Origin of the sequence: Kribbella polygonati (assembly GCF_050320105.1) — a bacterium.
Classification (GTDB): domain Bacteria; phylum Actinomycetota; class Actinomycetes; order Propionibacteriales; family Kribbellaceae; genus Kribbella.
In genome coordinates this window covers 1,572,183-1,593,311 of the sequence record NZ_CP190129.1, presented here as the reverse complement: position 1 = coordinate 1,593,311, position 21,129 = coordinate 1,572,183, and the positions used below count along the sequence as shown (strand labels likewise).

The following is a 21,129-nucleotide window of genomic DNA, read 5'->3' as shown; positions in this document are numbered from 1 at the left end:
CCGCAATCAGGTCACAGGATGCCGCGATCCGCGAACGCCTTCTGTGCGACCGCCGCCTGGCTCGGGCCGTACAGAGACCGCGCCGTCGCGACCGTCTGCCGGGCCGCCGCCGCGAAGCTGGTGTCCGGGGCGAAGCCGAACTGCGCGTCGATGATGATCCGGTCCGCCACGGCCGGGCCGAGCGCCGTACGGATCTGGTACAGCGCCTGCGACCAGATCTCGCCGTCCGCGTGCACCTCGCCGACCATGTCCCTCGGGTACTTCTTGTTCATGTCCAGCCGGCGCAGGCAGTGCGGCGTCGTCGAGGTGTACGACGTGGAGTCCCAGTCCGCCACGCACGCCAGGTCCTCGCGCTCGGGTACCCCGTACTGCCGGGCCACCCAGTCGCCGACCGTCACGGCGAAGTAGTCGCCGAAGGCCTCGCCGATCGAACCGGCCTGCTCCGACGACCCGAAGCCCGGCACCTGCGCGGCGTGGACGGCGTGCCCGGTCTCGTGCACGATCACCTCGCCGTCCTCCGCGTCGTCCACCCCGCCCTTGCCCAGCGTGACGATGTCGGGGTTGTCCCGTTCGAACGAGTTGTCCTGGCCGTACTGGTCGACCCGGTAGTCCTGGCTCTCCGCGTTCACCGGCGGCAGGTCGCGCCCGAACCCCAGCGACTGCAGGTACTTCTGCGACTGCGTTCCCCAGAAGTACGCCATCACCTGCTCGAACTGGTCGTCGTGCCGGTTGTAGAAGTAGGTGCCGTTCGTCGTGTACGCCGGCGTACCGGTCGCACTGCGCACGTTCGCCCAGGTGCCGTTCAGGTAGCCCGAGCCGTCCAGGTCGGTCAGCGTCACCTCGTAGTAGTCACCCTGTGGGACGGCGGTCGCCGAGTCGTTCTGGTCCGTGAGCGTCTCGTCGCCGCTGGACTGCACCGGGTTCGGGATGAAGACCCACGCCTTCGCGGTGGTCGCGCCGGTCGGCGGCTTGGCGGCGGCCGGAGCCGCGACGGCGGCCAGGGTGAGCGCCGCGGCCGAGGTCAGCGCAACAGTCGTTCGGGTCAGGGGTCGCATGGCCGACAAGGTAGATCGTTGTCGGCACCTGCGGAAGATCTCAGCCGACGATCGGCGCCGCGTGCGCCTCCTCGTAGCCGGCCGCGGCGAGCCGGTCCAGCGTGCGCTCGAGCACCGCCGTGTCCTCCAGCGTTCGGACCTCGGTGATCTTGCCCCAGCGGATCCGCAGGAACTGGTGGACGACGTTCTCGTACGTCGATCCGTCCACCACGTTGACGTGCACCGTCACCGCCGTCGCCACCTGCGTGTTCCACGGCCAGCCGCTGACGATCACGTCGTTCACGTCGAACCTCGTCCCGGGCAGCAGCCGGAAGCACCGCTCCCACCAGCGCCGCAGCGCCTCGTGAGTACGCCGCTCCCCGCCCAGCGCATGCTCTCCGTAGAACCGGTACGTGAACGACGTCGCCATCCCGGCCACCATCGCCTCCTAGTTCCCCGCAGGTTCGTTTGGGTGAGGGGAGGGAAGAAGAGGGTGGAGGTGGGGCCCAGTCGCTGGAGCTGATCGGCGACTGGTGGACGCCGTTGGTACTGCGTGACCTCTACCTGGGCCTGAACCGCTTCGACCAGTTCGTCACGGACCTCGGTATCTCCCGCAACCTGCTCACGGACCGGCTCGCCACGCTCGTCGACGGCGGGCTCGTGCAGCGGACGCCGTACCAGCAGAACCCGGTCCGCTACAGCTACGAGCTGACCGACGCCGGGCAGGAACTCGTACCGATCCTGATGGCGCTGACCGCGTGGGGCGACCGCTGGGCGACTCCCCCGGCCGGCCAGCCGATCCGCTTCACCCACACGACGTGCGGCAAGGTCACCACCCCCACGGTCTGCTGCTCCGAGTGCGGCGAGACGCTCGCGACCGACGACGTCGTACCGTCGCCGGGTCCCGGCGGCCGGACCGCCCCCGGTACGGCGTTGATCGCGTCGGTGCTAGGACTCGAGCCGAAGGCGGAGTAGGTCGGCGAGCGGCATCGACTCGCCGTCGCGGGCGCCCTGCCCGACGACGAGCGGCGGATCGGACGGCTGCACCTGCACTCCGGCGACGCGCGCCTTGAGACTCGCCGGTACGCCGAGGATGTAGAAGTTCCCGTCGACGTCGACGGCGAGCGACCGGTTCCGGCGCAGGTACCACCCGGTCAGCGTCGTGCGGTAGCTGGCGTTCGACCCGACGACCTGCGCACGCAACGGCTCGGGCTCGACGCCGCGCTCGCGGAGCTGCGCGATGAACTCCTGCAGCAGCTTCCGCGCCTGCGCCGTCTCCGAAGCCTTCATCCGCTCCAGCGCCGCCGCATGCTCGGCCGCCGCCTGCCGTCGTTCCTCGCGCCAGCTCGTCACGCCCTCACTCTATTTGTCAGTCGACACACAGGCAGAACGGGTGCCCGGCCGGGTCGAGGAAGACGCGGAACGACGTACCCGGCTGGTGCTCCGGCTTCGTGGCTCCGATCGCCAGTACTTCGGACTCGGCCTCGTCGAGGTCGCGCACCATCACGTCGAGGTGCAACTGCTGCGGCACGTCCTGGGTCGGCCAGGTCGGCGCCTTGTAGTTCTGGACCTGCTGGAAGCAGATGCAGTTGCTGCCGTCCTCGGGGCGGATCTCGGCCCACCCGTCGTCGGTCTTCACCTTCCAGCCCAGCAGCTCGCCGTAGAAGGCGCCGAGGGCCGCCGCGTCCGGGCAGTCGATGACGAAACTCGGGTACATCGCGATAGTCATGGCCCGGACTCTAGTGCGGGTTGCGGACGGTCTACGTCCGGTTCTCCGCGGAATTTCCGGCCAGTGTCCGCCACGCCCGGTCGAGCCCGGCCGCGATACAACCCGCCACCACCGTCTCGGAGCCGAGCACGCTCGCCTTCACCTCGGGCATCACCGGCGCGAGCACCCGCAACTGCTTGCTGACCGCCTCGAGGAACCCCGGCGCCTGTCCGATACCGCCACCGAGCACGACCAGATCCGGGTCGACGACAGTAATAACAGTGCACACCGCCTTCGCCACGAGCAGCGCCTCCTCGGCGACGACCGCCGCCGCGAGCGCATCACCACGAGCCGCCGCCGCGAACACCTTCTCAGCGGTCGACGCGCCGCGGACCCCGGCCCGGCGGGCCGCGCGTACGACGGCAGCCGCCGACGCCGACGCGTCGAACCCGCCGCGCTTGCGGGCGTCCCGCGGATCACTGCCGGACCCCTCGGTGAACGGCAGGTACCCGATCTCGCCCGCTACGCCGTGCGACCCGTGCCGCAGCTTCCCGTCCAGCACCAGCCCCATGCCGATACCCGTACCGACGCTGACGAACGCGAAGCTGTCGACGTCGCGCCCGTGCCCGTGCACCCGTTCCGCGATCGCGGCGGCATCCACGTCGTTCTCGATCATCAGCGTCGGCCCGAACCGGTCCCGCAGCGCGGCCAGCGTCGCCGGCGAGTCCCACCCGGACAACCGCCCGGTCAACGTCAACGCATCCAGCCGCGGGTCGTAGACCCCCGGACTGCCGAGGACCGTCTGGGTCAGTTGCCCGACCCCGATGCCGGCCTCGTCCGCCAGTGCCGCAGCCAGGTCCACCAGTTCCTGGATCCGCGCCATCGCGTCACCGGCCTTGGTCCGCACACTCGACCGGGCCCGGAACGTCCCCGAGAGGTCCGCGATCGCACCGCGCAGATACTCCCGCCCGACATCCAGCCCCAGCACGAAGCCGGCCTCCGGACGGACTTCGTACAAGTTGGCGGCCGGACCCGGTGCGCCCGTGCGCTGCCCGGTCACGTGGACGAGTCCGGCACGCTCCAGGGAACCCAGCGCCGCGGAGACGGTCGGCTTCGAGAGACTTGTCAGCCCGGCGAGTTCCGTCCGCGAGATCGGTCCCGATCGCCGGATGTGGTCGAGCAGTACCTGCTCGTTGATCTCCCGGATCAGCTGCGGGCGTGCTCCACCGGCAGTAACAGTCACGATCGACCCCCCTCGCTAACAACTCGGCCACCAAGTTCCACTGATCCCTTGTGGTCCCGGTGATTGTTAAGTTAGTTTCCAATCGATTCTATTGGTCGGCGCGAGGAGGTGCCACCCCGTGGTTTCGACACCGGTCGTGCTGGGGCTGGACTTCGGCGGTACGAAGATCGCCGTGGCCGTCGGCGACCTGTCCGGCCGCCGCCTGGGCGCGACGACCGTCGACAGCCAGGTCGAGTCCGGTGGTGCGGCGGAGGCGATGACCCGGGGACTGACCGCGGCCCGCGAGCTGCTCGCCGAGGTCGCGCCGGACCAGGAGCTCGCCGGCGTCGGCGCGGCCACGCTGGGCATCCCGTACGACGACCACGTCGAACTCGCACCGACCTTCCCGGGCTGGGGCGAGCTGCCCTTCGGGCGGCTGATCCGCGACGGGTTCCCCGGCGTACCGGTCAGACTCGCGACCGACGTCAAGGCCGCGGCCGAGGCCGAGCTGCGCTGGGGCGCGCTGGCCGGCTCCGACCCCGGGCTCTACCTCAATCTCGGCACCGGTCTCGCGATCGCGATCGTTGCCGGCGGCACCGTTCTGACCGGCGCGCACGGCGCGTCCGGCGAGATCGGCTACGACCTGCGCTCCCCCGCCGACGTGTACGTCGACGACGCGGAACGCACGATCCTGGAACACGTCGTCAGCGGTCAGGCGCTCGAGACCACCGGGTCCGCCCGGCTCGGCCGCCCGGTCACGGCCGCCGACGTCTTCACGATGGCGCGGACCCAACCGGACGCCGCCGTCCTCACCGACGAGTTCGTCCGGGAGCTGGCAATGCATCTGGCCAACCTGGCCATCGCGATCGATCCGGACCGGATCGTCGTCGGCGGCGGCCTGGTCCGCTCCTGGGAGCAGCTCGAACCCGGCCTGCGGCGCGCCCTCGACGCGGCCGTCCCGTTTCCGCCGGAGCTGTCGGTGGCCCGGTTTCCTTCGGACGCACCGCTGATCGGAGCGCTCGCCCTCGGCGTCGAGGCGGCGGGGGTCGTCCTCGGTGCGGAAGCATTCGCATGAGACGGATTTCCAGTAGCGAAAGGCAGAAGTCGATGAGGGGCATCACACGCATCGCGGTCGCCACGATCGCGGTCGGCGCACTGACCGCGGGCTGCGGCGGTGGCGACAAGCCGATCGGGAGCGCAAGCTCGTCCAACCCGTCGACGTCGACCAGCAGTGGCGGCGGGGGCGGCGGCGAGCACAAACAGGGCGGCACCGTCACGATCGCCAACGTCGGCGGGCAGACCTGGCCGTGCCAGTTCAACCCGTTCAACCCGGCGGTCAACCAGGAGTCCAGCGGGTTCGTGTACGAGCCGCTGACGTTCGTGAACGTGCTGAAGGCCGGCGCCACCACGCCGATGCTGGCCACCGCGTTCACCTGGTCGCCGAAGAAGGACTCGATCGTCTTCACCATTCGCGACGGCGTGAAGTGGAGCGACGGGCAGCCGTTCACCGCCGACGACGTCGTCTACACCTTCATGCGGATGAAGGAGCAGCCGGCCCTCGACCTGTACTCGCTGTGGACCGGCGCCGGGCTGACCAGCGTCACCGCGGCCGGCAACAAGGTCACGCTGAAGTTCAAGGCCGCCGCCGAGCCGTACTTCTTCAACTTCGCCGGCCAGGTCGGCATCGTGCCGAAGCACATCTGGTCGACCGGCGAGGCCGCGTCCAAGCCCGCCACCTGGGCGGACCCGAAGCCGGTCGGCACCGGGCCGTTCACGGTCGAGTCCTGCAGCTCGAACAACATCTCGTACGTCGCGAACCCGTCGTACTGGCAGCCGGGCAAGCCGTACATCCAGAAGGTGCAGTACCCGGCGTACCTGGACAACAACCCGGCCAACCTCGACCTGGCCAGCGGCAAGGCCCAGTGGGGCGGCCAGTACATCCCGAACATCGACAACTTCTACAAGTCGAAGTCGCCGGCCAACAACTACTGGTTCCCGCCGACCGCGAACGTCGCGATCGTCCCGAACAACGACCCGTCCCGCCCGGCTCCCAGCAAGCTGGCGGTCCGGCAGGCGATCGCGTACGCGCTCGACCGGGAGCAGATCTCGAAGATCGGTGAGAGCGGCTACCAGCCGGCCGCGAACCAGACCGGTGTCGTCACGCCGACCTTCGACAAGTACTTCGACCAGAGCGCGCTGACCGCGGCCGGCTACGACAAGCCGAACCTGGACAAGGCGAAGCAGCTGCTGCAGAGCGCCGGGTACTCGGACTCGAACAAGCTGAAGCTGAACATCATCACGGTCACCGGCTACACCGACTGGGACGCGTCGCTGGCGGTCGTGAAGCAGCAGCTCGCCAAGGTGGGCATCGACCTGACGATCCAGGACCTGCAGCAGCAGTCGTACAACCAGAAGCTGTTCACCGGTGACTACGACCTCGCGTACGCGAGCCAGTCCGGCGGCCCGACGCCGTACTACGAGCTGCGGCAGCTGCTGTACTCGAAGAACACCGCGCCGATCGGCAAGCAGGCGAACAGCAACTACTCGCGCTACTCCAAGCCCGAGGTGGACAAGCTGTTCGACCAGTACGCCGCCGCCGACCCGGACACGCAGGTCTCGCTGATCAAGCAGATCTCGTCGTACATGATCAAGGACGTGCCGGTGATCCCGACCACCGAGTCGGTCGACTGGTACCAGTACAACACCAAGGACCTGCAGGGCTGGCCGACCCAGGACGACCCGTACGCGCAGCCGGCGCCGTACAACATCCCGGACGTCGGTCAGGTGCTGGCCAACCTGTATTCGCAGTCCGCCCAGAAGTAAGGATTCGAAGAGCGTGAGCACGAGGAGCTGGTGGGAGTGCGATACCTGATACGTCGTCTCGGGTTCTTCGTGCTCACGCTGTGGGCGGCGATGACGCTGAACTTCTTCATCCCGCGGCTGATGCCGGGCAGTCCCGAGCAGGCACTGCGGGAACGCCTGAGCAAGGGCGGGGCGGTGGTCACACCCGAGCAACTGCGTACGGTGCTGGCAGAGTTCGGCTTCGACCCGAACAAGAACATCCTGTTGCAGTACGGCGAGTACCTGAAGTCGATGGTCACCGGGCACTGGGGTGTCTCGATCGGCAGCAGTCTCGGCGTACCGGTGACGACCCTGATCGGCAGCGCGCTGCCGTGGACGCTCGGCCTGGTCGGTATCGCGACCGTGCTGGCGTTCGTCCTCGGCACGCTGATCGGCACGGTCGCCGGCTGGCGGCGCGGCGGCCTGATCGACGGCATCGTGCCGCCGGTGTTCATCGTCACCTCGGCGCTGCCGTACTTCTGGGTAGCGCTGCTGCTGATCTCGCTGTTCGCGATCGGCGACCACCCGGTGCTGCCGAACGACTTCAACTACGACCAGAGCCTGACGCCGGCGTTCACCGGCGAGTTCGTCTGGAGCGTGATCAAGCACGGCATCCTGCCGGCCACCACGATCCTGGTCACCGCGGTCGGCGGGTGGATCCTGACCATGCGGAACAACATGGTCACCACCCTCGCCGAGGACTATGTCCGGATGGCCCGCGCCAAAGGCATCCCGGGCCGCAAGATCATGTTCGGGTACGCCGGCCGGAACGCGTTCCTGCCGAACCTGTCCGGGTTCGCGATGTCGCTCGGCTTCGTGATCTCCGGGACGATCCTGGTCGAGTACGTGTTCAACTACCCCGGCCTGGGTTACATGTTCTACAACGCCACGGTCAGCACCGACTATCCGTTGCTGCAGGCACTCTTCCTGCTGGTGACGCTCGCGGTGCTGATCTGCGTCCTGCTCTGCGACTTCGCAGTGTTCCTGCTCGACCCACGCGCCCGGACGAAGGGATGAACCGATGAGTGCTGTTGTTGCTGGTGCATCGGCTCCGGTCACGGGTGCTGCCCGGAGGCCTCGGGGTGGGTTGTTCCGGGCGATCCTGCGGAATCGCAAGGCGGTGGTCGGTGCCGCGTTGCTGTTGCTGTTCGTGCTCCTCGCGCTGTTCCCGGGGCTGTTCGTCCCGGGCGCGCACCACGATCCGCAGGCGATCGGCGACTCGCCACTGCAGCACCCGTCGGGCAGCCACTGGCTCGGTACGACGGGACTCGGGCAGGACGTCTACGCGCAGCTCGTCTACAGCACCCGTGAGTCCCTGGTGATCGCCGTGGTCGCCGGGCTGGGTGCCACCGTGCTGTCGGTCATCATCGGCGTGTCAGCGGCGTATCTGGGCGGGTTCGCCGACGACGGTCTGTCGATGCTGACCGACATCTTCCTGGTGCTCCCGACGTTCCCGCTGATCATCGTGCTGGCGACGTACGCCGGCAAGGGCAACCTGACCGTGATCATCATCGTGCTGATCCTCACCGGCTGGTCGTACGGCGCCCGGCAGATGCGGGCGCAGGCGCTGTCGCTGCGGAACCGGGACTTCCTGGAATCGGCGCGGGTCCGCGGCGAGCGGCGGTCGTACATCATCGTGGTCGAGGTGCTGCCGACGATGATCTCGCTGATCGTCGCGAACTTCCTCGGTGCGGCGCTGTACTCCGTGCTGACCGCCGCCGGCCTGCAGTTCCTCGGGCTCGGCGACCCCAACTCGCTGAGCTGGGGCACGATGCTCTACTGGGCGCAGAACCAGGGCGCCCTGGTGAACGGACTGCCCGCCTGGGCGCTCTCGCCGGGTCTGGCGGTCGCGCTGCTCGGCGTCTCGTTCGCCCTGCTCAACTACGCGTTCGACGAGATCAGCAACCCCGCACTGCGGCCGGTTCGGAGGCGACGTGCCAGAACAGCTTCTTGAGGTCCGCGACCTCACCGTCGAGTACGACACCGGCGCGCGGCCGGTGGTCGCGGTCGACCACGTCGACCTCGACGTACACGCCGGCGAGTTCGTCGGGGTGGTCGGCGAGTCCGGCTGCGGCAAGTCGACGCTGCTGTTCGCGATCGCGCACCTGCTGTCGTCGCCGGCCGCGATCACCGGCGGCAGCGTCCGGTTCAACGGGCAGAACCTCGTCACGATGAACGAGAAGAAGCTGGCCACCATGCGCTGGCGGGACTTCTCCGTGGTGATGCAGAGCGCGATGAACGCGCTGAACCCGGTGCTCAGCATCGGCGCGCAGTTCCGGGACACGATCATGGCGCACGACGAGGTGGTCGACGACGGCCGGCCCGCCGAGGTGCTGCGGCTGGTCGGGATCGATCCCATCCATCTGAAGAGCTACCCGCACCAGTTGAGCGGCGGGATGCGGCAGCGGGCGATGATCGCGATGGCGCTGCTGTTCACGCCGGACCTGATCATCATGGACGAGCCGACGTCCGCGCTCGACGTGGTCGCGCAGCGGTCGCTGATGGTGCAGATCAAGGAACTGCAGAAGAAGCTCGGGTTCGCGGTCATCTTCGTCACCCACGACATGTCGCTGGTGAGTCACTTCTCGGACAAGCTCGTGGTGATGTACGCCGGGCAGGTGGTCGAGTTCGGCGACACCCGCGCAGTGTTCGACCACCCGGAACATCCGTACAGCGCGGGGCTGCTGGACGCCTTTCCGTCGATTCGCGGGCCGAAGGTGCCGCTGACCGGGATCCCGGGCGCGCCGCCGAACCTCGCGTCACCGCCGCCGGGCTGCCGGTTCCAGCCGCGCTGCCCGAAGGCGTTCGAGGACTGCCCGAAGATCGAGCCCGAGCTGTACCAGGTCGGCGCCGTACAGGCTCGCTGCCTGCTGCACGCACCTGATCTCGTCCGGGAGGCCAAGTGACCACGGTGGATGCCGAGAAGACCGGCGGGACCGAGTCCGCCGCCGCGCCGTTGCTCGAGGCAAGGGACCTGACCCGGCACTTCCGGGTCGGGCGCGGGTTCTCGCCGCAGCTGCTGCACGCGGTCGACGAGGTCAGCTTCACGATCGGGCGGCAGGAGATCGTCGCGCTGGCCGGCGAGAGCGGCAGCGGGAAGAGCACGATCGCGCGGCTGCTCGCGGGCGTGTACAAGCCGACCGCCGGGGAGATCTTCTACCAGGGCCGGGCGATGTCGACGTTCCGCTCCCGGAAGGACCAGCTGTCCTACCGGGGCGAGGTGCCGATGGTGTTCCAGGACCCGTTCAGCTCGCTGAACCCGGCGTTCCGGGTCTCGCACGGCGTCCTGCGGTCGCTGAAGCTGCACCGGCCGGAGTTCGACCGGCAGCAGCGGTACGCCGAGGCGGAACGGGTGATCGAGGCGGTCGGGCTGACCCCGGCCGGCGACATCATGAACCGCTTCCCGTACGAGCTGAGCGGTGGCCAGCGGCAACGGATCGGGTTCGCGCAGGCGCTCGCGCACAACCCGAAGCTGATCCTCGCCGACGAGCCGGTGTCGATGCTCGACGTCTCGATCCGGATCGGCCTGCTGAATCTCATGGCCGAACTGCGCGAGTCGCAGGGCGTCTCGTTCCTGTACATCACCCACGACATCGCCAGTGCCCGGTACGTCGCCGACCGGCTGATGATCATGTACGCCGGCCACGTGGTCGAGACCGGCCCGACCGAGTCGGTCCTGCAGAACCCGAAGCACCCGTACACCGACCTGCTGCTCGGCGCCGTCCCCGACCCCCGGGCCCCGCTCAGCACCGGCATCGAGGGCGACACCGGCGAACCCCCGAAGGTCATCGACCCCACCCCCGGCTGCCGCTTCCGCTGGCGCTGCCCCCTCGCCATCGACAAGTGCCACTCGGTCACCCCCGAACTCCGCACCCTGGGCAACAACCACCAAGCCGCCTGCCACGTAGCCGAACCCGACATCGCCACCTGACCGGCCTCTGTCCCGCCGCCGGACCTCCCCTGCACCGGCGGCGGGGCGGAGGTCAGCTGAGAACCACGTTGAGGTGGGACCCCGGGGTGATGGTGGTGGGGTTGGCGAGGGTGACGACGGCTCGGTTGCCGGTGGTGACTAGGGTTGCCGGGAGGCGGGTGGGGCCGGCGTGGACCTCGACGTGGTGGGCCGGGGTTGTGGTTTCGAAGGACAGTGTGGTGACCTTCAGGGTGCCGTAGCGGATGTCGATCGTGGCGGTCAGGGACTTCGGCGTACGGCGTTGGGTGTACAGGCCCCATCCTTCGGCGCCGGTGAACGCGCCGCGGAAGTTCTCCGGGTGGATCCGCGGCGCGAACCCGAGATGACCTCGCGGCCCGTGGTACTCGTACCCGCAGGCCGCCAGGTAGACGCCGTACCCCATCATCGCCCGCGCGTAGTGATCGCTGGCCTCGATCTCGTTGTACGGGTTGCGTTTCGTGGCGTCGTACCGCTCGTACATGGCCCGCGTGACCGCCAGCCCCTCGTCCGCCATCCCCTCCGCGAAGAGATGCGCGGCGAACTGGTACTCCTGCCCGGTCCACACCTCGTTGAAGTACATCAGCCCGCGGGTCTCGTCCGATCCCCCGTGCGGCCAGGTCGCCATCAGCACGCCGCTCTCGTCGCCGGTCGTGTACACCCGCCCGGCCCCGATCCCCGGCGGCCGATACGTCCCCGGCGCCGCCCGGAAGTTCGACTCGTACAGCTTGGCGAGCGCACTGCGCGCCTGGTCCTCGGGGAACACCCGCGGAAGTCCGAGCTGCGACGCATACGTCTGCCCGTACAGCTGATCGATGAACAACCCCCGGTTGCTGTTCTCCGCCGTCGGATGCGCCGGATCCACCTTCTGCACGTAGTACCCGTACTCCGCGTTGAACAGCGTCCCGGCCAGGTACGCCGACCCGCGATCGGCAATCGTCGTGTAGCGCGTGGCGCTCGCGGTGTCGCCGACATCGCCCGCCATCGCCGCCGCAGCCCGCAGCGCCGCGACGTACAGCCCACTGATCCACGGCACCTCGCCGAACCATTCGGTGTCGAGCGTGTTCCACTGGCTGCCGCGGAAGATCCCGTCTTCGTCCGCCCCGTCCCGGTGCGTGACGAGAAACTCGACGGCGGTCCTGACCCGCGGCCAGACCCGCTGCAGGAACGACGGGTCCTTGCTCATCTGGTGTTCGCGGTAGATCCGCAGGATCGTCCCGGTCTGCCCGTCCGCGAACGAGCTCGACGCGTCACCCGACTCGCCACGGTTCCCGATCTCGCCGGTCGGCCGGAACGCGATGCCGAGGTCCACGCGCTCGCGGGTGTCCCGTTCGAGGTCGGGGAACAGCCGGCCGATCGCCTGCGCGTAGTTCCACACGTGTTCGCAGGTGCCTGCGCAGCAGTACGTTCCCTCCCACGCGTAGAAGCGGCCGTCGTCCCAGCGGTAACAGGTGCTGGTCGCGATCGTCGACGCAGTCGCCAGCGTCCGCTCGAGGAACCAGTGCGGCAGCGAAGAGTCGTCGTACCAGGTCTGCACCCAGAGCTTGGTGTCGCGCTCGAGCCGGGCTGCCTCGCGGCCGACGTACTCGACGACCTCCCGGGCCGACCCGAACCTGGTGGCGTAGTGCCGGCGGAACGTCGATGCGCCGACGAGCTCGGCGAACAGCTCGCGCTGCGGATTCGGGAAGAACCACCCGTACGCGAACTGGATCGTCCGCGCGGCACCCGGCGGCAGCGTGACCGTGACCGCGACCGTCCCCGCCTGCGGGTCGGCCGAGTCTGCCGGCCCCGCGGCCGAGTCGAACAGCGCGTCCACCGTCGACCAGTCAGCAATCGAAGGCCGTACCACGACCTGCACACCGTCCTCGCCGGCGGCGTGGTTCGGGGCCGGCGTGAGCGCGGTCAGCGCGAAGGTCCCGCCGTCCGGCCGCTCCGCCACCGGCTGCCGGCGGATCGGGCGGTCGCTGAACAGGATCCGGTCCACATTGACGTGACCCCAGCCGCCGGTGTTGCTGTCGACAATCTGAAGGGAGGCAGTCCTGCCGGCGTACTTGCCGACGTCCATCGACACCGCGGTCAACGGCTCGATGTCGGTGCCGGCCGTCGATGCCACGACGTTGCCGTCGACAACGACGTTCAGGCAGGTCTCCCCCTGATGGCTGCCGCCGCCGACCCACGCGGTCACGAACCGGCGCTCGATCACGAACTCGCGACTGGTCAGCGAGCCCGTGTAGTGGTCCGGATCGCCCGTCCCACGGAAGTTGTACGACGTCACGAACCGCCCGCTGACGTTCAGATCCGTTCGGACGCCGAACGCGCGGCGGAAGCCGTCCGGCGTCTCGGCCGCCGTCACCGGGCCGGCACCGAAGGCGTCGCCGGTGACCGTCCACCCGTCGTACGTCGTCCTGTCCCAGGTCTCGAAGACGATGTCCGGGCGGTCCGTGAAGACGATCGCGTCGCAGCTGAGGTGTCCCCAGGCGCCCGTATGGCTGTCGACAATCTCGAGGTGTGCGGTCCGTCCGGCGTACGCGCCGACGTCCAGCATCTGCGCGACCAGCGGCTCGCTCTCGTCGCCGGTCGCGGTCGCCACCACCTGGCCGTCGACGACGACGTTCAGGCACGTCTCCCCCGGGTGCCGCCCGCCGCTCAGGCTGACCGCGACGTACCGGCGCTCGACCGTGAACTCGCGGCTGGTCAGCTTGCCGACGGCACCGTCGTACGTGCCGCCGCGATAGTCGTACGACGTGACGAAGCGGGTGCCGGACACGTTCAGGTCGCCGAACCGCTTCATCAGGTTCGGTACGTCGAGCGGCCGCACCGGGCCCGCACCGAACGCGTCGCCGGTCACGGTCCAGCCCTCGAACGTGTCGTTCTCCCAGTCCTCGAACAGGATGTCGCTCTGCTCCGCGCCGAGGTCGTCGATCGCCCCGAACTGCACGCCGCCCTTGAAGGCACGCGCCTGCAGCGTCGTCGGCTGGCGCTTGCGGCTGTCGATGCAGACGGGATTCTCGGCGTACCCGAGCAGCGTCGCGCGGACCGCCGCCGAGGACGTGTTCCGCAGCGTGAACGACATGATCGTCGACGGCAGCGTGGAGTCCGCCGTGGACAGCGGGACGAACGGCGAGAAGGCCTCCAGTTGTACGGTCACCGGGCTCGCGGCGTCGGCGTACGCGACCCGGCCGATCGGGTACGAGCCGGTGAAGCGCACGTCCTTGAACCCGGCCGCGTCGACCGTGCGGGTCGTCGTCCGGCCTCGGGTCGTCGTCCGCAACGCGAACCCCTGGCCGAACTGCGACGCACCCGGATCGTCGGCGGACAACGGGAACGCGTAGTGGTGCCCGGAGAAGTCCGCGCCGCCGAGCGGGAACGACGTCGGGTTGAAGACGTCCCACGCCCACAGCCGCCCGTCGCCGGACAGGTAGACCTGCCCGGTCGTGCCGCCGCCGACCGGCATCCCGATCCGTGGCAGCGCGGGACCTGTGTACGACGTCGGCGTACCGCGGTCGAAGAGGACCTTCGGGTCGGGCTTCTGCGGCGCGGCCAGGGCCTGGACCGGGACGGCGAGCGCGCCGACGGCGGTGGCGCCGAGGGCGATGAACGTACGGCGGCTCAACTGGGCGCGGGGACAGTCGCCGGCACAGGATCTGTTCGCACAGCCGGCCGGGGCGTCAGAGACGGTCATTCGGGTTCTCCTTGACGGGCGGATGCGGGAGAAATCGATTTCCGAGATGCGGTTCGAACACCGTAACCAGCGCACCGGCGGAGGTCAACGGGTCCACCCGGTGGGATATTGTTCGACGTACATCAAACAATGTCGTAGGCTCGGTGCCATGCCCCAACCTCGCCGGTCGGTGGTCGCGCTCGCGTTGATCGCCTCGTTCATGGTGTTCGTCGACAGCACGATCGTGAACGTCACGCTGGCCGAACTCGGCACCCATCTGCACGCGTCCCGCGCCGAGCTCGAGTGGTCGCTGAACGCCTACACGTTGTCGTTCGCGGCGCTGATGCTGGGCGCCGGAGCGATCGCCGACACGGTCGGCGCGAAGCGCGCCTTCCTCACCGGGCTGCTGGTGTTCACGCTCTCGTCCGCCGTCTGCGCGGCCGCCGGATCGATGCTGATGCTGAACCTCGCGCGGCTGTTGCAGGGCGCCGGATCGGCGTTGTTGCTGCCGAGCGCGCTCGTTCTCGCGACGGCGTCCGCGACCGACGAGCACGCGCGGCACCGGCTGGTCAGCTGGTGGGCCGCGGCCGGCGGCGCCGGGATGGCCGCCGGCCCACTCCTCGGCGGCGACCTGGTCGCCCTCGCCAACTGGCGCGCCGTGTTCGCCGTGAACCTCGTGATCGGCGTCCCCGCGGCCATCTGGGCGTGGCGGGCGATGCCGGCGGTCATCAGGCGGTCGCGGCGGCTGGACCTCGGCGGGATGGCGACGGCGACGGCGTTCATCGGTGGGCTGGTGTTCACGTTGATCGAGGCGCCGGCGCGCGGGTGGCTCGATCCGGCGATCCTTGCCGCGGGTGCGGTGGCGGTTGCCGGGCTGGTGGGTTTCGTGGTCGTCGAGAGGTCGGTACGGGCGCCGCTGCTGCCGCCGAGGTTGTACGCCGATCGCGGGTTCGCGGCCGCCGCGCTGCAGGGGTTGCTGCTCAATTTCGCCTTCTACGGCGTGCTTTTCTCGATGAGCCTGCTGCTCCAGCAAGGACGGCACCTGAGCGCGTTGACGACCGGGTTGCTGTTCCTGCCGTTGACCGGGCTGATCTCGATCGCGAACGTCGGCTCCGCACCGCTGGCGCGCCGGCTCGGGCGTCCCGTCGTACTCGCGATCGGGCAGGCGGTGATCACTGTCGCGATGCTCGCGCTCGCCTGGGCGAGTACGTCATCGGCGGTGTGGCCGATGGTGCTGGCGCTGGTGCCGATCGGGTTCAGCTCCGGGCTGCTGGTGCCGACGATGACCGCGCAGTCGATCGCGGCGGTGGAACCTGCGTTGCACGGTGCGGCGTCGGCGGCGTTCAACACGTCGCGTCAGATCGGCGGGGCGATCGGGGTGGCGACGTTCGGTCCGCTGCTCGGTACGGCGCACGACCTCGGGCGCGGGTTCGTCCTGTGCGCGATCGTGGCGGCCGGGGCGAGTCTCGCCGGGTTGGGCGTGACCGCCTTGGGTCGCCGTACGCCGGTACCCGTACGCTCCTGCCCCGAGCGCGGGTGAGAATGAGGGTGAAAAGGGGGTTCTGAGTGGCGCAGGGGAAGAGACGGGTGGGGAGGACCGTCGCGCTGACGCTTGCCTGCGTGCTGGTCTGCGGGGTCGCGTTCGCCGGCGCCGTCTTCGTACTGATGCCGGGCGCCCGAGACCGCAGTACGACGGTCTCCGCCACCGGCTCACCGACGCCGAGCACCCCAGCCAAGCCCTCGCGGCCGGCCCCAAGCATCCCTGAGACGACGGACGAGCCCCTCCCCGGCGTGGACACCCCGGCCACTCCCCCGCCGTCCACCCCGGTCGCGAACACCGGTACGTACGAGTGCCCGGGCTACAGCGGCATCCAGGTCCCGCTCCCCATGCTGATGAGCGACACCTTCCAGTGGGGCGACGACCCGGCGTACAAGGTCGGCAACGGCAACGGCAACATCAACTGGCGCGCCGACCCGTACAAGAAGCCCAGCTGGTACATGTGGCTGCACTCCCTGCGCTGGCTCGGCAAAGGCATCGAGGCCGGCGCGAACGGCGACCGGAAGACGCTCACCCACGTGCTGGCGATCATCCACGACTGGGTCCAGGACAACCCGTACAGCTGGAAGGGCGACGTCGGCGCGTGGGAAGCGACGATGCACCGCACCAACGTGCTTCTCTGCGCCCGCCAGGCCGTCCTCCGCGGCCTGCACGTCACCAAACTGCCCACTCAGTACGCCTGGCTCGACAAGTCGCTCATCGACCACGCGCAGTTCATGATCGTGAACTGGAGCGGCCGGTCGAACCACGGCACCGACGAGAGCATCGCGCTGTTCGGCGTCGGCTGCACCCTCCAGCGGCCTGAACTGAAGCAGCTCGCGGTCGAGCGGCTCACCCAGGCGATCACCACCGCGATCGACCCACAGGGCTCCACGAACGAGCAGTCCGTCGGGTACGCGATGTTCAACTACCTGCTCTGGGGCCGCGCCACGACCGCCCTGCAACGCTGCGGCTCCGACCCCGGCAAGGTCATCGACCAGCGTCGCGCCGCCCTGTCCGAATGGCTCGCGCTCGCGACCAAGTCCACCGGCGAACTCCAGCAGGTCGGCGACGCCGTGAAACAGAAGCCCACCGGCGCGGCGGGGACGGCGCTGGACTACGTCGCCTCGCTCGGCAAGCGCGGGACGCGTCCGTCGAAACGCGTCGCGGTGTACGACGCCGGGTACGTGTTCGGGCGCACCGGCTGGGGCGAGACGCGCCCGTTCGCGCAGGAGTCGACGTACAGCATCCGGTACGGCGCGGCGCGCACGCTGCACGGGCACGACGACCACATGTCGGTCACCTACTCGTCCCACGGCCGCGACGTACTGATCGATCCCGGCCACTCCGGGTACCAGCTCGACAAGTGGCAGGCATGGTCGAAGAGCCCGGCCGCGCACAACGTGATGACGATCCCGTCCGCCGATACCGCATCCGTCGACACCCAACTGGTCCGCGCGTCGATCACGCCGACCTGGGAGTCGTACTCGCTCGCCGACTCCCCCGCGCCGGGCGTCACCCGCAAGCGCGACGTACTCGTGCTGAAGGACCCCGACCTGATCATCACGCTCGACCGCGGCCAGGCGACCGAGGACCAGCGGTACGAAACGCTCTGGCATCTCGCCCCCGGCCAGAAGGTGACCGTCCAGTCCCTCACGACTGCCGTCGCGATCGCCCCGGGAACGAAGACGTCCCTCCTGCAGATCCCATACCAGCAGCAGCCCGCCAAGGACGGCATCACGGTGGTCGAGGGCCAGCAGGACCCGGTGCAGGGCTGGTACTACCCGGACATCTTCCACCGCGAGTCAGCCCCGGTCGTCAAGTTCAACCGCACCGGCACCGAGGCGACGATCCTCTCCGCCGTCGTCCCGACCGCCCCGAACGAAGCGGTCAGCTACAAGACCCGCACCACAGCCGGCCTGTTCTTCGTCGACCTCACCGTCGGCGCGCGCAAGACGACCATCCGGGTCTCCCCGGACGGCCGCCTCACCCGGATCAGCTGATCTGCTCGACCCGGACCGTCTTGCGGGCCTCGTCCTGGAAGGCGTCGCGGGGGCTTTGGACCGAGGCCAGGGACACGATATCGCGGCCGTAGAAGAACGACGCCACCCAGATCGCGAACACCCGGACCTTGCGGTCCCAGGTCGGCACGACCATCACGTGGTACCCGCGGTGCATCAGCCAGCCGAGCAGGCCCTTGATGACGATCCGCTTGTACTGGAAGATGCCGGTCCCGAGGCCGAGGGTCGCGATCACGCCGAGGTTGTGGTGCACGTAGTCCTTCGGCTCCCGCCCGCGCAGCGACCGCAGCAGGTTCTTCGCCAGCACCTTCCCCTGCCGTACGGCGTTCTGCGCGTTCGGCACGGTGTACCCGGTTCCGGTCGCGAGGTCCGGCACCGCCGCGTCGTCGCCGGCCGCCCATGCGTCCGGGATCACCTCGTCCGCCGTGCCTATCCGCAGGTCCGCCCGCACCTGGACCAGCCCGCGCTCGTTGTGCGGCAGGTCCGTGTGGTTGCGCAGCAGCCGGGTCGCGGCGTTGCCGGCCGTCCAGACGATCAGCTCCGAGTCGAACTCCGAACCGTCCGACAGTACGACGTGACCGTCGTCGGCGGACGTCATCGTGGTGTTCAGGTGCACGACCGCGCCGCGCTTCTCGAAGTTCTTCACGACCCAGTCGCCCGGCTTGTCGCTGACCTCGGGCAGGATCCGCCCGGACGCCTCGACCAGGTGGAACGCCAGGTCGCTCTCCGACAGTTCCGGGTACTTCTTCAGCAGCGCCCGCGCCAGCGAGAGCAGTTCCGCCATCCCCTCGACGCCGGAGAATCCGCCGCCCACGAAGGTGACCGTGAGCAGCTTCCGCCGCCGCGGTCCCGGCTCCAGCCCGGCCGCCTCGTCGAACGCGGTGAACAGCCGGTCCCGGATCGCGACCGCTTCCTCGACATGCTTCATCCCGATCGCCCGCTCCGCGACCCCCGGTACGTCGAAGGTCCGCGTGACGGCGCCCGCGGTCACGGCGATCACGTCGTACGTCATCGGGTAGTCCTCGCCCTGCGCGGGCCGGATCGTCACGGTCCGATCGGCGTGCGAGATGCCGACGACCATTCCGGCGACGATCTTCGTGCGGCGCAGGTTCCGCCGCAGCGAGACCGCCGCGTGCCGCGCCTCGACCGACCCGGCCACCACCTCGGGCAGGAACGGCTGATAGGTCATGTACGGCCGCGGGTCGACCACGACCACCTCGGCCTCACCCCGCCGCAGTTTCTTCTCCAGCCGCCAGGCCGTGTAGAACCCGGCGTACCCACCGCCCACCACCAGGATCTTGCGCACCGCTCACTCCGTCCGTCGTCTGGCCCAAACGCTAGTCGAGAAGTCCGAGAACAAACGACAACGGGGGCCACGACGTTCGGTCGCGGCGGACGACGGCCTGGGCGCGCATCCGGGGTTCCGGGTCGCGGAGGCGGCGTAGCGAGATGCCGGTGGTCTTCGGGTAGGAGGCCGGCATCAGCGCGACGCCTAGGCCCGCCGCGATCATCTCCTGGACAAGCTGCAGGCTGTCCGCCCGCTGGGTGACCCGGGGCTCGAAGTCCGCCAGCGCGGCGATCGTACGGACGACCTGCTCGTCGGCGGTGTGCCGCGAGTTCACGATCCAGTCGCTGCCGGCGAACGCGGCGAGCACCCCGGCGGCCGTGCCCGGCGTACGACGGCAGCGGGACGGGACCGCGAGGCTCCAGGACGACTCCCAGAGGACCGTCGCCGCGAGCGCGGGACCGAGCCGCGCGGGCGCGAGGTTGTAGTCGTAGGTGAGGGCCAGGTCGACCTGGTCGCGTTCGAGCAGCGAGAGGGCGTCGGGGGGTTCCTGCTCCTGGATCTCCAGCCGAACAGCCGGCGGCAGACGCGGTACGACGGGCAGCAACGTGTCCCGGATCGCCGTGTGGAAGGCGGCGACGCGGACCGTGCCGGCGGGTTCCGCGGCCGGGTCGAGGTCGGCGCGGGCGGCCTCGTGGGCGGCCAGGATCGTGACGGCGTGAGCCGCGAGCCGGTGGCCCGCGGGGGTGAGCCGGACGCGGCGACCGTCGGGTTCGAGCAGTGGAGTGCCGGCCTCCTTGGCGAGGGCGGCGAGCTGCTGGGAGACGGTGGACGTCGTCACGCCGAGAACCTCAGACACCGCGTGCATCGAGCCCAGCCGGGAGAGCGCGAGCAGGAGTTCCAGGCGGCGTACGTCCATTCAGCAATCATGAACGATCTGTCCAGGATTCTCACGTGGACGCGAACGGCGGCGACGGGCTTCACTGGACGGCATGCGCACACGGAGGACCGGCATCGCGTTCGCGGTGCTGTCGATGACGATGGTCCAGCTCGGGCTGGCCGTCTCGGTCGGGCTCTTCGACCGGGTCGGCCCGGAGGGCGCCGCCTGGCTGCGGCTGGCCTGTGCGGGCGTGATCGTGCTGGTGCTGTTCCGGCCGCGACCGAGTGCCTTCGACCGGAACGCGTTCCTGGCCGCGGTAGGTCTCGGGGTTGCGACCGGTGGCGTGACCTTGCTGTTCATGGCCGCCGTCGCGCGGCTGTCACTCGGGACAGCGAGCGCGCTGGAGTTCCTCGGCCCGTTGACGGTCGCCGTACTGCGGAGTCGCGGGCGGCTGGTGTGGCCGGCGCTCGCGTTCGCCGGCGTACTGATCCTGACGCAGCCCTGGCACGGTGCGGTCGACGGTGCCGGCGTCCTGTTCGCACTCGGCGCGGCCGCGTGCTGGGCGGCGTACATCGTGCTCACGCAGCACGTCGGCAGCAACGTCACGGGGCTTCAGGGCATGGGCGTGTCGATTCCGGTCGCGGCCGTCGTGGCGACCGTCGTTGCCGGTCCGGCGACGATCTCGGTGCTGACCTGGCAGTTGGTGATCATCGGGTTCGGTCTGGCGTTGCTGTTGCCGGTGATCCCGTTCAGCCTCGAGTACCTCGCACTCCGTCGGCTGGACGCGGGCGTGTTCGGCACGCTGATGAGCCTCGAGCCCGCGCTCGCCCTGCTGATCGGCTGGCTGCTCCTCGGCCAGTCCCCCAGCCTGTTCCAAACCCTCGGCATCGCCTGCGTGATCACCGCTGGCATCGGCGCCGAGCGCGCCGCGACCCGTACCGAAGAACGGGTAATGGTCTGCCCCACCGGCACGCCGTGAGCGGTGAACAGGCTC

Annotated in this window: 18 protein-coding genes; 10 read left to right on the top strand and 8 right to left on the bottom strand. The window is 69.4% G+C overall.

The features are described from left to right. Nucleotides 1–11: 11 nt before the first annotated feature. Together ACQHIV_RS07480 and ACQHIV_RS07475 are read right to left on the bottom strand one after the other, a co-directional pair. Complete coding sequence (locus ACQHIV_RS07480; RefSeq protein ID WP_427892730.1) at nt 12–1,055, bottom strand: M4 family metallopeptidase; 1,044 nt, start codon at nt 1,053–1,055, stop codon at nt 12–14. Nucleotides 1,056–1,095: 40 nt separating this feature from the next. Continuing rightward, on the bottom strand, nt 1,096–1,464 hold the full coding sequence (locus ACQHIV_RS07475) for a nuclear transport factor 2 family protein (protein WP_427892729.1): 369 nt from the start codon (nt 1,462–1,464) through the stop codon (nt 1,096–1,098). A gap of 38 nt (nt 1,465–1,502) precedes the next feature. Here ACQHIV_RS07475 and ACQHIV_RS07470 point away from each other — a divergent pair, with 38 nt between their 5' ends. Then, entirely contained in the window at nt 1,503–2,009 is a 507-nt protein-coding gene (locus tag ACQHIV_RS07470; RefSeq protein ID WP_427892728.1) for a winged helix-turn-helix transcriptional regulator, read from the top strand. Here the strand turns inward: ACQHIV_RS07470 and ACQHIV_RS07465 are convergent. Genes ACQHIV_RS07465 through ACQHIV_RS07455 form a run of 3 tightly spaced genes read right to left on the bottom strand, consistent with a single transcriptional unit; the run spans nt 1,983 to nt 3,985 of the window. After that, nucleotides 1,983–2,387, bottom strand: a complete 405-nt coding sequence (locus ACQHIV_RS07465) for a hypothetical protein (protein WP_427892727.1) — start codon at nt 2,385–2,387, stop codon at nt 1,983–1,985. The genes ACQHIV_RS07470 and ACQHIV_RS07465 overlap by 27 nt on opposite strands. Before the next feature lie 16 nt (nt 2,388–2,403). Next, nucleotides 2,404–2,763, bottom strand: coding sequence for a VOC family protein (locus tag ACQHIV_RS07460; RefSeq protein WP_427892726.1), 360 nt, complete (start codon nt 2,761–2,763; stop codon nt 2,404–2,406). Between the two features lie 31 nt (nt 2,764–2,794). Beyond that, nucleotides 2,795–3,985: an ROK family protein gene (locus tag ACQHIV_RS07455; protein ID WP_427892725.1), complete on the bottom strand. Its 1,191-nt coding sequence runs from the start codon at nt 3,983–3,985 to the stop codon at nt 2,795–2,797. 118 nt (nt 3,986–4,103) lie between these two features. On the opposite strand from ACQHIV_RS07455, the gene ACQHIV_RS07450 reads away from it, so the two are divergent. Genes ACQHIV_RS07450 through ACQHIV_RS07425 form a run of 6 tightly spaced genes read left to right on the top strand, consistent with a single transcriptional unit; the run spans nt 4,104 to nt 10,736 of the window. After that, on the top strand, nt 4,104–5,039 hold the full coding sequence (locus ACQHIV_RS07450) for an ROK family protein (protein WP_427892724.1): 936 nt from the start codon (nt 4,104–4,106) through the stop codon (nt 5,037–5,039). Between the two features lie 32 nt (nt 5,040–5,071). Continuing rightward, nucleotides 5,072–6,787: an ABC transporter substrate-binding protein gene (locus ACQHIV_RS07445; protein WP_427892723.1), complete on the top strand. Its 1,716-nt coding sequence runs from the start codon at nt 5,072–5,074 to the stop codon at nt 6,785–6,787. Between the two features lie 36 nt (nt 6,788–6,823). Then, on the top strand, nt 6,824–7,822 hold the full coding sequence (locus tag ACQHIV_RS07440; RefSeq protein WP_427892722.1) for an ABC transporter permease: 999 nt from the start codon (nt 6,824–6,826) through the stop codon (nt 7,820–7,822). A 4-nt stretch (nt 7,823–7,826) separates the two neighbouring features. Further along, a complete protein-coding gene (locus ACQHIV_RS07435; protein ID WP_427892721.1) occupies nt 7,827–8,759 on the top strand; it encodes an ABC transporter permease in 933 nt (310 codons plus the stop codon). Further along, complete coding sequence (locus ACQHIV_RS07430) at nt 8,740–9,711, top strand: ABC transporter ATP-binding protein (RefSeq protein ID WP_427892720.1); 972 nt, start codon at nt 8,740–8,742, stop codon at nt 9,709–9,711. The genes ACQHIV_RS07435 and ACQHIV_RS07430 overlap by 20 nt, the downstream gene beginning before the upstream one ends. Then, nucleotides 9,708–10,736 carry an ABC transporter ATP-binding protein gene (locus ACQHIV_RS07425; RefSeq protein ID WP_427892719.1) on the top strand — a complete coding sequence of 343 codons (1,029 nt, stop codon included), beginning with the start codon at nt 9,708–9,710 and terminating at the stop codon, nt 10,734–10,736. Before ACQHIV_RS07430 ends, ACQHIV_RS07425 begins: the two co-directional genes overlap by 4 nt. A 52-nt stretch (nt 10,737–10,788) precedes the next feature. Here ACQHIV_RS07425 and ACQHIV_RS07420 read toward each other — a convergent pair whose 3' ends face one another. Beyond that, nucleotides 10,789–14,433 (bottom strand): GH116 family glycosyl hydrolase, encoded by a 3,645-nt coding sequence (locus ACQHIV_RS07420; RefSeq protein ID WP_427892718.1) that lies wholly within the window; start codon nt 14,431–14,433, stop codon nt 10,789–10,791. Nucleotides 14,434–14,581: 148 nt separating this feature from the next. Here ACQHIV_RS07420 and ACQHIV_RS07415 point away from each other — a divergent pair, with 148 nt between their 5' ends. Both ACQHIV_RS07415 and ACQHIV_RS07410 read left to right on the top strand, forming a co-directional pair. After that, nucleotides 14,582–15,952: an MFS transporter gene (locus ACQHIV_RS07415; protein ID WP_427892717.1), complete on the top strand. Its 1,371-nt coding sequence runs from the start codon at nt 14,582–14,584 to the stop codon at nt 15,950–15,952. A gap of 47 nt (nt 15,953–15,999) precedes the next feature. After that, on the top strand, nt 16,000–17,952 hold the full coding sequence (locus ACQHIV_RS07410; protein WP_427892716.1) for a heparinase II/III domain-containing protein: 1,953 nt from the start codon (nt 16,000–16,002) through the stop codon (nt 17,950–17,952). Here ACQHIV_RS07410 and ACQHIV_RS07405 read toward each other — a convergent pair. Further along, nucleotides 17,945–19,276: an NAD(P)/FAD-dependent oxidoreductase gene (locus ACQHIV_RS07405; protein WP_427892715.1), complete on the bottom strand. Its 1,332-nt coding sequence runs from the start codon at nt 19,274–19,276 to the stop codon at nt 17,945–17,947. The two genes, ACQHIV_RS07410 and ACQHIV_RS07405, sit on opposite strands and share 8 nt — an antisense overlap. A 31-nt stretch (nt 19,277–19,307) precedes the next feature. Next, nucleotides 19,308–20,174, bottom strand: a complete 867-nt coding sequence (locus tag ACQHIV_RS07400) for a LysR family transcriptional regulator (RefSeq protein ID WP_427892714.1) — start codon at nt 20,172–20,174, stop codon at nt 19,308–19,310. 73 nt (nt 20,175–20,247) lie between these two features. On the opposite strand from ACQHIV_RS07400, the gene ACQHIV_RS07395 reads away from it, so the two are divergent. Beyond that, nucleotides 20,248–21,114 (top strand): EamA family transporter, encoded by an 867-nt coding sequence (locus tag ACQHIV_RS07395; RefSeq protein ID WP_427892713.1) that lies wholly within the window; start codon nt 20,248–20,250, stop codon nt 21,112–21,114. The last annotated feature ends 15 nt before the right edge of the window (nt 21,115–21,129 follow it).